This window comes from Streptomyces sp. NPDC050535, from assembly GCF_044457665.1.
Classification (GTDB): domain Bacteria; phylum Actinomycetota; class Actinomycetes; order Streptomycetales; family Streptomycetaceae; genus Streptomyces.
Window position 1 is genome coordinate 111,122 of record NZ_JBITHE010000017.1, and the last position, 13,309, is coordinate 124,430.

Consider the following 13,309-nt stretch of genomic DNA (forward strand, 5'->3'; position numbering starts at 1 on the left):
CGCCTCGCATCCTCCGTCCCGCGCCCCAATCTGGCGGCGACGACCTCCCAACGCCCGAATGCACCAAATGCCCGATAGGCGAATTGGTTCTATCGTGCAGGTATGGAGCACGCACTCAGTCCCGCGACCCTGACCGAACTGCGCAGGCCCCGGCCTTACCCCGCGGTCTCCGTGCTGACGCCGACCCACCGCCGCGAACCCGACAACGCCCAGGATCCGGTCCGGCTGCGCAATGTGGTCGCCGAGGCCAAGAAACAGCTGGAGGCCGATCCGTCGGTCAGCCGTGAACGCCGGCTGGACCTCGTCGAGCAGCTCGACCGGGCCCTCGCCGAGGTCGATCTGGCGCATGCCGAGGACGGCCTCGTGATCTTCGCGGCCCCGGGTGAACACCAGGTCTGGTCGCTGGCGCGCACCGTGCCGGAGCGTGTGGTCCTGTCGGACACCTTCCTGACCCGCAACCTCGTCGCCGCGCAGGCCTCCGAGCGGCCCTTCTGGGTGCTCTCGGTCTCGGCGGACCGCATCACGCTGTGGAACGGCGGCGCCGAACGTGTCGTCGAGGAGCACGCCGGCGGCTTCCCGCTCACGCGGAGCCTGGAGGACCCGGACGCCGAGCGGCAGGAACGCGTCGGCGACCTGCCCAGCACCTTCCGCGACGAGCAGACCCGGCACTTCCTGCGTGACGCAGACACCGCCGCGAGCGCCGTCCTGCGCGAGCATCCGCGACCGCTGTACGTCACCGGTGAGACCTCCGCCCTCTCTCTCCTCGACGAGATCGGCACCGTCACCGGCACCAAGAAGGCCGCGCACATCCCGCACGGCGGCCTCGCGCACGGCACGCCCGACGCGGTGTGGCAGGCGGTGGGTCCGCTGATCAGCGCCGAGGCGAGGAAGGACGTCGACGCGGTGGCCCGCGAACTCGAAACGGCCCGTGGCCGCAAGGCGTTCGCCGCCGGGGTCGACGAGGTGTGGCAGAGCGCGGCCGAGGGCCGGGTCCAACTGCTCGCCGTCGAGGAGAACTTCCGCGTGACGGTACGCGACGACGGCGGCGACCATCTCGTCCCGGCCGAGAGCGGTGACCTGGACGCCCGCGAGGACATCGTCGACGAGATCGTCGAACAGTGTCTGGAGACCGGTGCCGAGGTGCGCTTCGTCCCCGACGGCACTCTCGCAGACGCGCAAGGGATCGCGGGGGTGCTGCGTTACTGATCTCCCCGGCCGACAATGATCCTCGGTTGTCGGCGGGAGAGGTGCGGGGCACGTGAGCGAACTACTGGGTGTGGCGGTCCTCGGTGCGGGACACATGGGTGCCGATCACGTACGGCGCATCGACCGGGCGGTGAGCGGCGCCAGGGTCGCCGCGGTCGCGGATCCCGACATCGAGCGGGTGAAGGATGTCGTGGCCGGGATCGACGACGTGTCGGTGCACGCGGAGGCGATGGCCGCGCTCGACGCACCCGGCGTACAGGCCGTGCTGATCGCGTCCCCCGGTCCCGCGCACGAGGAGGCGCTGCTCGCGGCCTTCGCGCGAGGTCTGCCGGTGCTGTGCGAGAAGCCGATGGTTCCGGAGTCGGCCGGGGCGTTGCGGGTCGTGGAGGCCGAGGCGCGGCTCGGCAGGCGGCTGACGCAGGTCGGGTTCATGCGCCGGTACGACGCCGAGTACCAGCGTCTGAAGTCCCTGCTGGACTCCGGCCGCCTCGGGCGTCCGCTGATGCTCCATTGCACGCACCGCAACATGTCCTCGCCGGCCCACTTCACCACCGCGATGCTGGTCAACAGCTCCGTGTCGCACGAGATCGACGCGGCGCGCTGGCTCCTCGACCAGGAGCTCACGGCCGTGACCGTGCTCCGTCCGCGCCCGTCCTCGAACGCCCCGGAGGGTCTCCTCGACCCCCAGCTCGTGCTGTTCGAGACGGCGGGCGGCGCGCTGGTCGACGTGGAGATCTTCGTCAACTCCGGCTTCGGCTACCAGGTGCGGTGCGAGGCGGTCTGCGAGAGCGGGAGCGCACGGATCGGGGACGAGCACACGATGGTCGTGACGACCGCGGGCTCCGCGCGCGAGGAAGTGGCTCAGGACTATCTCGTACGGTTCGCGGACGCCTACGACCGTGAGGTGCGGGCCTGGGTGAACGCGACCCGCGAGGGTCGGGTCACCGGGCCGAGTGCCTGGGACGGGTACGCGGCTTCCGTCGTCGCCGAGGCGGGAGTCAGGGCGCAGGAGAGCGGCGGCCGGGTGACCGTCGAACTCGTCCCGCGCCCGGAGCTCTACGCGCGCGTCACCCGCTGACGCTCGCCGCGCCCGTCTCGAGGTGCCCGGTGAACCGGCGCGACCAGGTGGCGTCGGAGTCGACGGTGACCGTGAAGTCGTACCAACCGCCCTGGTGGGCGACCGCGTTGAAGTGGTCCTCCGCCGAACCGCCGGCCGCGACGGTGTATGTCCAGGGTCCGTCGGTGCGGTACTGGTTCGAGGTGATGGTGAACTTCACGGCGGCGGCTGACGAGTTGGTCATCCTGAAGTAGATCGCGGTCTTACCGGTGCCGGGCTCGGTGGCGTAACGGGTGCTCACCTCCGCGGACTTGCCCGCCTTCGACGCGTCGCCCTTGAAGCGGCGCAGGAAGCGGTTCGGGCCGGCCATCGAGATGTCGTACTTCCCGGCGCCGTAACCGGTGCCGATGTCGAAGTAGTCGGAGGCGGTGCCGCCCGCGTCCACGGTGTACTGCCAGGGCGTGGTGTCGCGGTAGGCGTTGGGGTGGATGGAGAAGTGCGCGGCGCTCTTGGCCGGGGTGCCCTGGTTGGCCATCGCGAACCAGGCGAGGATCTTGCCGCCGGTGCCGAACTCCAGGCGGTCCAGGTAGCCGTTCGGCTGGTACGGGAGGGCGCGGGCGGGGCGGGTGCCGGACTCCTGCACGGGCAGCGCGTTGGTCGTGGGGACCGGGTTGGGCAGCGGGCCGCAGGTGCCCAACCCGATGACGCCGGTCGCGGGCAGCGAGGCGGCGCCGTACACGGGGTGCGCGAAGTCGAAGACGCCGGTCAGATCGCCGGTGACCCTGCGTCGCCAGGCGCTGATGTTCGGGCAGGCGGCGGGTTTGCCGAGCGCGCCCGTCCAGGTCTCGAGGAAGCGCAGGACGGAGGTGTGGTCGAAGACCTCCGAGGAGACCCAACCGCCTCGCGTCCAGGGTGAGATGACCAGCATGGGGACGCGGTAACCGAGACCGTACGGAACGCCGTTGAGGAACTCCCCCACCGTGCCCGCGGGCGGCGCCGGGGGCGGCACGTGGTCGAAGAAGCCGTCGTTCTCGTCGTAGTTGAGGAACAGGACGGTCGAGTCGAAGACCTCCGGATCGGCGGCGAGGGCGCGGTAGACGAGGTCGACGAAGTGGGCGCCGTCACCGGGCGGGGCGTACGGGTGCTCGGAGAACGCCTCGTTGGCGACCACCCAGGAGACCTGGGGCAGCGTGCCCGCGAGGACGTCGGCCCTGATGGCGGCGGCGATGTCGTCGGGGGTCGAGCCGGTGACCGCGGGTACGGAGGCCATGCCGCGGTCGTGGAGCGGGTCGCCCGCCTCGGCGTCGGCGAACTTCTTGAAGTACGCGCAGCCGTTGTCACCGTAGTTGTCCTGGGCGTTCTGGTAGACCTTCCAGCTCACTCCGGCCGCTTGCAGTGCCTCGGCGTAGTTCTGCCAGGTCAGCCCGGACTCGTCGCCGCCGTCGTAGCTGCTGCCGTCGACCTTGCCGCTCCACAGGTACGTTCGGTTGGGCCCGGTGGCGCTGAGCGTGGAGCAGAAGTAGGCGTCGCAGATGGTGTAGTTGTCGGCCAGCGCGTAGTGGAACGGGATGTCGGTCCGGTCGAGGTAGCCCATCGTGCGGACGTTGCCGACGCCCGAGACCCAGTTGTCGAGCCGCCCCTTGTTCCACGCGGAGTGCTGGGACGTCCACGAGTGCGGGAGGTCTCCGTTGCACTGCGCGAGGGTCTCGCCGTCCGTTCCGCCCGCGTCGGGCGTGGAGCTGAGCTTCCAGGGATACTGCCTGCCGCTTCCGTTCGGCTGGTTGAAGACGGAGTAGCCGCCGGACAACGTGATGCCGCTGCGGTCGGCGAACCCCCGGACGCCCTTGAGACGGCCGAAGTAGTGGTCGAAGCTGCGGTTCTCCTGCATCAGGACGACGACATGGCGCACGTCCGAGATCGTGCCGGTCACCGTCGCCGCGGTGCTCGCGGCGGCGGCCGGCCGCGAACCGATGCCTGTCGCGGCGCCTGCCGCGACGCTTGCGCCGAGCCCCACGAAGCCTCTTCGGCTGATCGGTGTCATTCGCCCGCCCTTGTCACTGGATGGCCCCTGCGGCACACCGCGCGCAAGCGTGCACGCGGTGATCGTCAAGGTCCCTGCCCGGCCGGTTAGGCGGGGGTGAACAGCGGTCGAACCTCCGGGCGGTCCGCTCAGCCGTGGTTGTCGGGTACGAGGATCACCTTGCCGGTGATGGTGCCGGACTCGGCGAGCCGCATGGCCTCCGCCGCCCGGCTGACCGGGATACGGGCCGCGACCTGCGCGGTGATGGAGCCGTCGACGAGCAGGGCGAAGACGCGCCCGAGGTCGGTGCGCAGCCGGGCCTGGAAGGCGGCCGAACGGCGCTTGCCCGCCCAGATGTTGTAGAAGTGCGTCCGCCGGCCGTTGGGCAGCAGCTTCCAGAGGAAGAGCCGTCCGATGAGTTTGAGGACGGGCAGCTTCGAGGAACCGGCGGCGTCCCGGGTGGCGGCGCTGCCGTACGAGACGAGCGTGCCGCCCCTGGCGAGCAGCCGGAAGGAGTCGACGAGCCCGTCACCGCCGACGTGGTCGAAGACGGCGTCGACGCCGCCGGGCGCCAACTCGCGCACCCTGGCGGGCAGATCGGTGTCGCGGTAGTCGAGCGGCGTCGCTCCGAGCGCGCGCACCGCGTCGTGGTGGCGCGGCGAGGCGGTGCCGATGACACGGATCCCCGCGTGGGTGGCCAGCTGCACCAGGGTCGAGCCCACGCCTCCGTTCGCGCCGTGCACCAGCACCGTCTGACCGGCCCCGGTCTTGGCTGTGCGGTGCAGCATCTGCCAGGCGGTGATGCCGTTGACGACCACCGTCTCGGCGTCCGCGGGGTCCAGCGTGCCGGGGACCTCGACCAGGGCGGCGGCCGGTACGACCACCTGGTCGGCCCAGCCGCCGACCTTGGTCAGCGCGGCGAAGCGGCGGCCGGTCAGCGTCGCGTCCACTCCCTCGCCGACCCGGATGACGACGCCCACCAGGTCGTAGCCGGGGACGAAGGGGAACGGCGGCTGGTCGTAGTACTTGCCGCGGCGCATCTGCTGTTCCGCGAACGACACCCCGGATGCCTCCATGGCGAGGACGACCTCGCCCGTGCCGGGCCGTGGTGCCGGACGGGTGCGGATCTCGAGGCCGGACGGCTCCACGACACCGGGGAGGACGACTTCGGTCACCAGGTCGGCGGCGGTCTTGTTGTCCATGAGGTCGGACCCTTTCATTCGTAATAGCTTCACGTGTTCGTGATAGGTTCTAACGAAAGCTTGCTCCTCTATATTCAGTAAGTCAAGAACCACCGACAGCGCGGACGAAGAGGCGATGACGATGACCACAGAGAGCGGGACGAAGCCCGGCCCGCGCGACCGCTTCCGGGCGCAGGTACGCCAGGAGGTCAAGACGGCGGCGCTGCGACAGCTGGCCGAAGGCGGCCCGGAGGCCCTGTCGCTCAACGCCATCGCCAAGCAGGTGGGCATGACGGGCCCGGCTCTCTACCGCTATTTCGCCAACCGGGACAGCCTGCTCACCGAGCTGGTCATCGATGCCTACGGGGACCTGGCGAGCGCCCTCGCCGACGCGGCCGACAAGAACGCGAAGGACGCGGTCGTCCGCCTGACCGCGGTCGCCCACGCCTACCGGGCCTGGGCGCTGGCCGAGCCGCACCGCTACCGGCTGCTGTTCCGCGCACCCCTGGCAGGCTACGACGCCCAGTCCACGAGTCTCGTCGAGGCATCGCAGCCGCTCATGGCCGTCACACTGGAGGTGGTGAGCGCTCTCGCGAAGCCGGACGCCGCGGCTCCCGAGGGCTCCGAAGCCCAGTTCCAGAAGTGGATGGAGCGCCATGGATTCGAGGACGTCACCGCCGCGGTCGCCGCTCGCACCACGATCCTCTGGGCACGCCTGCACGGTCTGGTGACCCTGGAGATCGAGGCCAACTTCTCCTCGATGGGCATCGACCCGACCCACCTCTACGAAGCCGACGTGCGGGACTTCGTACGCTCGCTCTGACGCCGGACACACAGGTGGGCCTTTGACGCCGGACAGATGGAGGGACTAGCACAAACGACCCTCGAACAGGAGAATGAACAATGCGCGCGGGCAGTCCCGGATGCCGTCAAGTCACGTACGTTGCCTACGACTTGACCCCGCCCGACGCGTACGGAACATGACTGGGGCAACCACTCCATGGGGACTGTGGCATATGCCAGAAGCACCACCGGATCGTGTGTTGCCAAATCACTTACAGCGCGTCCTGGGCTGTGCGAGAGTCGTAACGGTCCTTCCGACAGCCTTGGTCGTACCGTCCCCGCATCGGAGTACGTCATGCCCTCCCATCTCTCTGCGGACCGCTCAGCCGCCCAGCCGCCCCAGCGCGGCGCGGTCGACGCGCTCATTACGCAGACGCGACGGCTGCGTGGCGAAGTGGACGCCGTACGACGTGAGGCGCCTGCCGACGAAGAGGACCCGCAGGGACGCTGGCAGCGCGCGCTGTGCAATCTGGCGCTCCATCAACTCAACGACCTCGACGAGCACCTGGCCCAGCTGCGGGACGGACCACCTCCCGCGCCCGTCCAGCCCGCGGCCCTCCCCGCCGTCCGAGCCGTGCCGGTCACACCCCGGCGCGGCTCGCTGCTCAGCCGGGTCGGCAGTGCCGAATGGAATCTGCTGACGGACGAGGCCAGTTGGTCGGGGGAGCTCTACCGGATCCTGGGACGCGACCCGGCCGCTCCGCCGCTCACCCTCGACGAGCTGCCCTCGCTGGTGCACGACGACGACCGGCCCATGCTGACCACGATGGTCACGGACTGCCTCATCGACGCCAAGCCCATCGACGGGGAGTTCCGCATCCAGCGCCCCGACGGCGGAGTGCGGAACGTGCACATGATGGGCGAGCCCGTGCTCGACGCCGACGGCAGTACCGTCTCCATGTGGGCTGTGCTGCGCGACGTCAGCGAGCTGCGCCGCAGCCAGCGGACGGTGAGCGAGACCCGTGACTCGCTCCAGCGCCAGCGGCACAGCGCGCAGACCGAGCACCGGCTCGCGGTAGAACTGCAAGAGGCGGTGCTTCCGCCGTGGCGCGGGTCCCTGCGGTTCCCGCGCCGAGGTCCCGAGACTCTCGATCTCGCCGCCCACTGCCTGCCGTCGTCGAGCGGCGCACTGGTCGGCGGTGACTGGTACGACGCGCTGGAACTGCCAAACGGCGAAACGCTGTTGAGCGTCGGCGACCTCACAGGCCACGGAGTCTCCGTGACCTCGGGCATGGCGATGCTGATCGGCGCCCTGCGCGGGATGGCCGTGACCGGCACCCAGCCGGGTCAACTCCTCTCCTGGCTCAACCAGTTGCTGGACGCCTCCGTCCAACCGGTCCTCGGCAGCACCGTCTGCTGCCGCTACCGGCCCGACACCCGCACCCTCACCTGGGCACAGGCAGGACACCCCGCCCCGCTGCTGTTCCGCAACGGGACGGGGCGCGTGCTCGCGGCACCGGAAGGCGTGCTGCTCGGCGCGACCTCGGGTGCCGCCTACGGGCAGGCCGAGGAGACACTCGAAGCCGGCGACCTGCTGATCCTGCGCACGGACGGACTGGTCCCCGGCGGAGCGGCTGCCGCGCCGAGGCTGCTCGCCCTGGCCCCACGCTTCGGCGGGGCCCGCACGGCCCAGGAGTGTGTACGGACGGTTGTCGAGGAATTCGGCGAGGCCGAGCGCGAGGACGATGCCTGCGTGCTCGTGGCCAGGGTCGGCCCCTGACGGATCGGACCTACCCCGCTGGACTTATCCCCCGAGGGGCCTACGCCCGCGCGCTGTTGCCACCCTTCGGCTTGAACGTGCCCTTGGGCAGAGCGAGTTCGATCTCCTCGCGCAGCTCGTGGATCTTCGGGTAGCTGGAGTACTGCCCGGTGAGCCGGTACATCTCGCGCAACCGGTCCCAGGTGCGGTGCGAGGAGTTGGTCCCCATCGACGTCAAGGCGAGCCGCGCGTACCGGTCGGCCTGTTCGGGGTCGTCGGCGATGAAACATGCGGACGCCAGGGAGATGTGGTCGAAGATCTGCGACCTCTCCCGGCCCGTCCCGCGCAGCTTGAGGGCCTCCTTCGCGTGGCGCTGCGCGGTGCCGGCCGCGGCCGGCTCGTGTTCGGCGAGGGTGCGATAGGCGAGTGCCTGCATGCCGTGCATGTCGGCCTCGTCGAACATCTGCATCCAGCTCGGCGGAGGCACGTCACCCCGGTCGGAGACGAACAGGTCCTCCGCCTCGCCGAGGGTGCGCCGCATGGCCTGGCCCTTGCCCAGGGAAGCCTGCGCCCAGGCCTCGATGGTGTAGAGCATGGCCCGGGCGCGGGGCAACACCTCTTCGCCGGAACCGGACTTGGCGAGCTTCATCAGGTCGAGTGCGTCGTCGGGCCGGCCCAGATGCACCATCTGGCGAGCCGCCCGCGACAGCGCCTCCCCGGCACGCGGCCGGTCGCCGCCCTCACGTGCCGCGTGGGCGGCGATGACGAAGTACTTCTGTGCCGTGGGCTCCAGGCCGATGTCGTGCGACATCCAGCCGGCGAGGACGGCGAGATTGGCGGCGACGCCCCACAGGCGCCGTTGCAGATGGTCGGGGTGCCGGTAGGAGAGCATGCCTCCCACTTCGTTGAGCTGGCCCACCACAGCCTTGCGTTGCAACCCGCCACCGCGGGCCGCGTCCCAGGCGCGGAACACCTCGACCGAGCGCTCCAGCTCCTCGATCTCCTGGGACCCGATGGGGGCGGCCTCGTAGCGGTCGAACCCGGCGGGGTCGGCGTGCAGGGGATCGTCGAGTTCAGGGGCGTCGGCCGCGAGGGCCGGATCGGTGTGCAGCCACTCGTGCATGGCAGAACTGAGTGCGGAGCCCGCGGCAAGCGCGGCACCCGCGCCCACCAAGCCGCGTCGGTTGAGCATGAGGTCCATTCCCGTGAATTCGGTGAGGACCGCGGCAGTCCGCTCGGGCGCCCACGGCATGCCGTCGGGATGTTCCACACTCCCGCCGCTCTGCCTCTTCCCCACGCGCCCGTGCCGGACCAGACCGAGATCCTCGATGGTCACGACACGACCGAGACGCTCGGTGAAAAGAGCCGCCAGCACCCGTGGTACCGGATCGCGCGGGATCTCTCCCGTGTCGATCCACCGCCGCACCCGTGAGGTGTCGGTCGCCAGTTGGGGGTGGCCCATGGCCGCCGCCTGCCGGTTGACCATTCTCGCGAGTTCGCCCTTGGACCAGCCGGCCAGGCCGAACAGGTCCGACAGACGAGTGTTGGGTTGTCCGTTCACGTCAAGCCCCCAGGTTCTCGGCTGAGTTGACAGTAACCGCCTGTCAGTTGCTGAGCGACTATTCGCCAGGGTTCGCCAGGGTGCGCCAGATGGTGTGCCACTGGGCGTCCGGTGTCAGGTAGGAACGCGCCACCCCGACCCGGTTGCCCCAGGACATTCCCCAGGGTGCACCAGGGCGGCCGGGCCGGGCAGCGCGGCATCTTGCAGGCACACGAAGGGATCTGTTTCGCCCATGTACACAGCATCGTCCTCCGTGTCCGCCCCGCCCCGGTCGCTGCACCCCCGCCCGGCGGGCAGCGGCCCCTACCTCGACCCCGCGCGTCCGGCGGCGGGCCCCGTGCTCGGCGCCGGCAGGTCGCGGCGCGTCCCGGGGCTCGGCACCCAACCGCTCAGCGGGAGACTCGACCTGTCCGGCCCTCAGGGCGCGCAGCTGCGGACGGCGCTCGCGTCGGTGCACCGGATCTGCCCGGAGTTCGCCCCGGTCCAGGTACTGCGCCGCAGCGGACGCTCCGTGCTCCTGGTCGGCACGACCGGACGCAGCACGGCAGTCGCGAAGTGTTTACTGGACCACTCCCCCTTGTGGGCGGAGCGGGTCCGCCATGAGATAGCTGCCTACCGCTCGTTCGTGCGGCACCGGCCGCCGGTCCGGGTGCCCCGGCTGATCGCCGCCGACCCGGACAACTGCACCCTCGTGATCGAGCGGATGCCCGGCCGGGTGGCCGCGCTCCAGCGGCATCCGGCCGAGGTTCCGCCTCGCGCGGACATCCGGGCGGCACTGGGTGCCATCTGTCGGCTGAACGCGTGGCGGCCTCCGGTGGGGACCTTCAACACGCCGCTGGACTACGCGGAGCGGATCTCCCGCTTCCATGAGCTGGGTCTGCTCACGGACCGGGACATGGGCGATCTGCAGAAGCTGGTGCACGGCATCGCGCACTCGGGCGGCCGCCAGGGCGGCATGGGCCAGTTCTGCCACGGCGACGCCCTCCTGTCGAACATCCTTCTCTCACCGGCCGGTCCAGTGCTGGTGGACTGGGAGCACGCGGGCTGGTATCTGCCGGGGTACGACCTCGCGACCCTGTGGGCGGTCCTCGGTGACGCTCCGGTGGCGCGGCGGCAGATCAGCCAGCTCGCGCAGTCGGCGGGACCGGCGGCGCGTGACGCCTTCCTGGTGAACCTGATGCTCGTCCTGACCCGGGAGATCCGTACCTACGAGACAGCCGTGCAGCGCTCGCTGCACGACGCGACCCCGGCGGCACCGGGACCTGCCCACCCGGGTGCCGCGCCGTCCGGCGAGGAACAGCGGCTGCTGCTGAGGCGGCTGCACGACGACTGCCAGATGGCCCGCAAGGCCGTTCGAGCGGCGGTCGGCACTCGCTGACGGGGACGGTGGTCCGCGGTCGCGCCCTGGACAGGGGCGCACCGCGGACCTTCGTCGTGTCCGGCCTTCACCGCATCCGGGCGCCGTCGCATCCGGCTGTCGTCATGCCGCGCCCCGGGCCGAGCGGAGCCGGACCCTACGTCCAGCACCTGGGCCAATGGTCCACTCCACTGACGCCACGCAGGCGGGACGGCCACCCGCCACGAAACCCCGTTCATCCCTCGCTGACATGGGAAATCGCCTTCCACTGGGCATGATTGACGGATCGTCGGGGACCCGATACCACTGACGAACGTTCAGTCCCGCCCGCCCCACCGCGCTCGACCGTCCCAGGAGGCTGCTTTGCGAGGACCCGCCACCGACCTCAGGACCACCACCGGGCACAGACGCGTGCGCAGAACCGCGGGCACCATCGCCTCGGCGGCACTGCTGCTGCCGCTGCTCGGCGCGGCCCCCGCCGACAGTGCCTCGCCCGCCTCCTCGGCACAGTTGCAGAGCGCCTTCGCCGGTGCGGCCGCCGAGTACCACGTGCCGCAGAGTGTGCTCCTGGCCGTCTCCTATCTCCAGTCCCGCTGGGACTCGCACGGCGGAGCGCCGAGCGTCACCGGCGGATACGGCCCGATGCACCTGACCGACGCGCGTACGGCGATCGCCGGGGCACCGCACCACAGCGAGGGCACGGAGGACGCCCGCGGCGACAGCTCGCGCGCGCCCCTGCACACCACCGCCTCGGTGCCGGAGAACTCCGAACTCCCCGCCCGCCTCAAGACCTTGACGAAGGCGGCCGAGCTCACCAGCCTCCCCGCGGACCGGCTGCGTACGGACGCGGCCGCCAATGTGGCGGGCGGCGCCGCACTCCTCGCCGACGCGCAACGAGACCTCGGCGAGCCGCTGAGCGCGGATGCCGCCGACTGGTACGGAGCGGTGGCGCGCTTCTCGGGCGCGGACGACAGCGCGACGGCGGCGACGTACGCCGATGACGTCTACGACGTGATCCGCGGCGGCGAACAGCGCACCACGGACGCCGGTCAGCAGGTCCGGCTGGCGGCTCAGCCCGCACTGAGCCCGGACACCGCGTCGCTCGGGCGAGCCGGTCTGCGTACGGTCTCCGCGGCCGGCACCGAGTGCCCGTCGACCGTTTCCTGCGAGTGGATCCCGGCGCCGTACGAGGAGTTCGGCGAGGGTGACTACGGCAATCACGACCTCGGCGACCGGCCCGCCTCACAGAAGATCAAGTACATCGTCATCCATGACACGGAGGGCGCCTGGGACGGTGTCCTTAACCTGGTCCAGGACCCGACCTACGTGTCGTGGAACTACAGCCTCCGCTCGACCGACGGTCACATCGCCCAGCACGTGAAGGCCAAGGACGTGGCCTGGCACGCGGGCAACTGGTACATCAACGCCAAGTCCGTGGGCCTGGAGCACGAGGGATTCCTCGCCTCGCCGGACGCGTGGTACTCGGAGGCGATGTACCGGTCCTCGGCCCGGCTGGTGGTCTACCTTGCCAAGAAGTACGGCATTCCGCTGGACCGGCAGCACATCCTCGGCCACGACAACGTCCCGGGCACGACGACCGCGACCATCCCCGGCATGCACACGGACCCGGGCCCGTACTGGGACTGGCAGCACTACTTCACCCTGCTCGGCCACCCCTTCCGCGGCACGGCGAAGGCCGGCGGCGGGCTGGTGACCGTACTCCCGGACTTCGCCGCGAACCGGCCCGCCTACACGGGCTGCGTCACCAAGGGCGAGCCCTGCGCCGTGCACGGTTCCAGCGAGGTACGGCTGTACAGCGCGGCCGACGAGAACTCGCCCCTGATCAAGGACATCGGTCTGCGGCCGGACGGCAGCGGCTCGACGACCGACGTGAACGACATCGGTTCACGGGTCTCCACCGGGCAGCGGTACGCGGTGGCCGGCCGTGACGGCGACTGGACGGCGATCTGGTACCTGGGCCAGAAGGCCTGGTTCAAGAACCCGCGGAAGCAGCCCACGGCGGTGAGCGCGGCCGGGCTCGTGGTCACGCCCAGGTCGGGCCGTACGGACATTCCCGTCTACGGTCGCGCGTACCCGGAGAAGGAGGCGTACCCGGCGGGGATCCCTGTCCAGACGGTCTCACCTCTGTCGTACAAGCTGCTCGCGGGCCAGGAGTACGCGGTGGGTGACCGGGTGCCGGGCGAGTACTACTACGCTCCGACGTTCGACACCGCGCCGCACAAGGTCGTGATCGGCAAGGACATGTACTACGAGATCCAGTTCGGGCACCGGGTGGCGTTCGTACGGGCCGCCGACGTACGGGTGCTGCCGTCGGCTCTGTAGTGATGGTGGGGCCGGCTCCGGCCGGCCCCACGCCCTCGACGG

9 protein-coding genes are annotated in these 13,309 nt (G+C 70.6%); 6 read left to right on the plus strand and 3 right to left on the minus strand.

Annotated elements, in window-relative coordinates; all coding sequences use genetic code 11:
- The first annotated feature begins 102 nt into the window (after positions 1-102).
- Positions 103-1,206 carry a chemotaxis protein gene (locus ACIBLC_RS30870; protein ID WP_399214616.1) on the plus strand — a complete coding sequence of 368 codons (1,104 nt, stop codon included), beginning with the start codon at positions 103-105 and terminating at the stop codon, positions 1,204-1,206.
- Positions 1,207-1,258: 52 nt separating this feature from the next.
- Positions 1,259-2,284: a Gfo/Idh/MocA family protein gene (locus tag ACIBLC_RS30875; RefSeq protein WP_399214617.1), complete on the plus strand. Its 1,026-nt coding sequence runs from the start codon at positions 1,259-1,261 to the stop codon at positions 2,282-2,284.
- On the opposite strand, the gene ACIBLC_RS30880 is transcribed toward ACIBLC_RS30875, so the two are convergent.
- Together ACIBLC_RS30880 and ACIBLC_RS30885 are read right to left on the minus strand one after the other, a co-directional pair.
- Positions 2,274-4,304, minus strand: a complete 2,031-nt coding sequence (locus tag ACIBLC_RS30880) for a phosphocholine-specific phospholipase C (protein ID WP_399214618.1) — start codon at positions 4,302-4,304, stop codon at positions 2,274-2,276. The two genes, ACIBLC_RS30875 and ACIBLC_RS30880, sit on opposite strands and share 11 nt — an antisense overlap.
- Positions 4,305-4,432: 128 nt before the next feature.
- Positions 4,433-5,503: a medium chain dehydrogenase/reductase family protein gene (locus ACIBLC_RS30885; RefSeq protein WP_399214619.1), complete on the minus strand. Its 1,071-nt coding sequence runs from the start codon at positions 5,501-5,503 to the stop codon at positions 4,433-4,435.
- A 97-nt stretch (positions 5,504-5,600) separates the two neighbouring features.
- On the opposite strand from ACIBLC_RS30885, the gene ACIBLC_RS30890 reads away from it, so the two are divergent.
- On the plus strand, positions 5,601-6,287 hold the full coding sequence (locus ACIBLC_RS30890) for a TetR/AcrR family transcriptional regulator (protein WP_399214620.1): 687 nt from the start codon (positions 5,601-5,603) through the stop codon (positions 6,285-6,287).
- Between the two features lie 315 nt (positions 6,288-6,602).
- A complete protein-coding gene (locus ACIBLC_RS30895) occupies positions 6,603-8,027 on the plus strand; it encodes a PP2C family protein-serine/threonine phosphatase (RefSeq protein WP_399214621.1) in 1,425 nt (474 codons plus the stop codon).
- A 40-nt stretch (positions 8,028-8,067) separates the two neighbouring features.
- Here the strand turns inward: ACIBLC_RS30895 and ACIBLC_RS30900 are convergent, their stop codons facing one another.
- Positions 8,068-9,567: a hypothetical protein gene (locus ACIBLC_RS30900; RefSeq protein WP_399214622.1), complete on the minus strand. Its 1,500-nt coding sequence runs from the start codon at positions 9,565-9,567 to the stop codon at positions 8,068-8,070.
- 232 nt (positions 9,568-9,799) lie between these two features.
- Between ACIBLC_RS30900 and ACIBLC_RS30905 the strand changes: the two genes are divergently transcribed.
- Together ACIBLC_RS30905 and ACIBLC_RS30910 are read left to right on the plus strand one after the other, a co-directional pair.
- Positions 9,800-10,945 (plus strand): aminoglycoside phosphotransferase family protein, encoded by a 1,146-nt coding sequence (locus ACIBLC_RS30905; RefSeq protein WP_399214623.1) that lies wholly within the window; start codon positions 9,800-9,802, stop codon positions 10,943-10,945.
- A 342-nt stretch (positions 10,946-11,287) separates the two neighbouring features.
- Positions 11,288-13,267 (plus strand): N-acetylmuramoyl-L-alanine amidase, encoded by a 1,980-nt coding sequence (locus ACIBLC_RS30910; RefSeq protein WP_399214624.1) that lies wholly within the window; start codon positions 11,288-11,290, stop codon positions 13,265-13,267.
- Positions 13,268-13,309 lie beyond the last annotated feature (42 nt).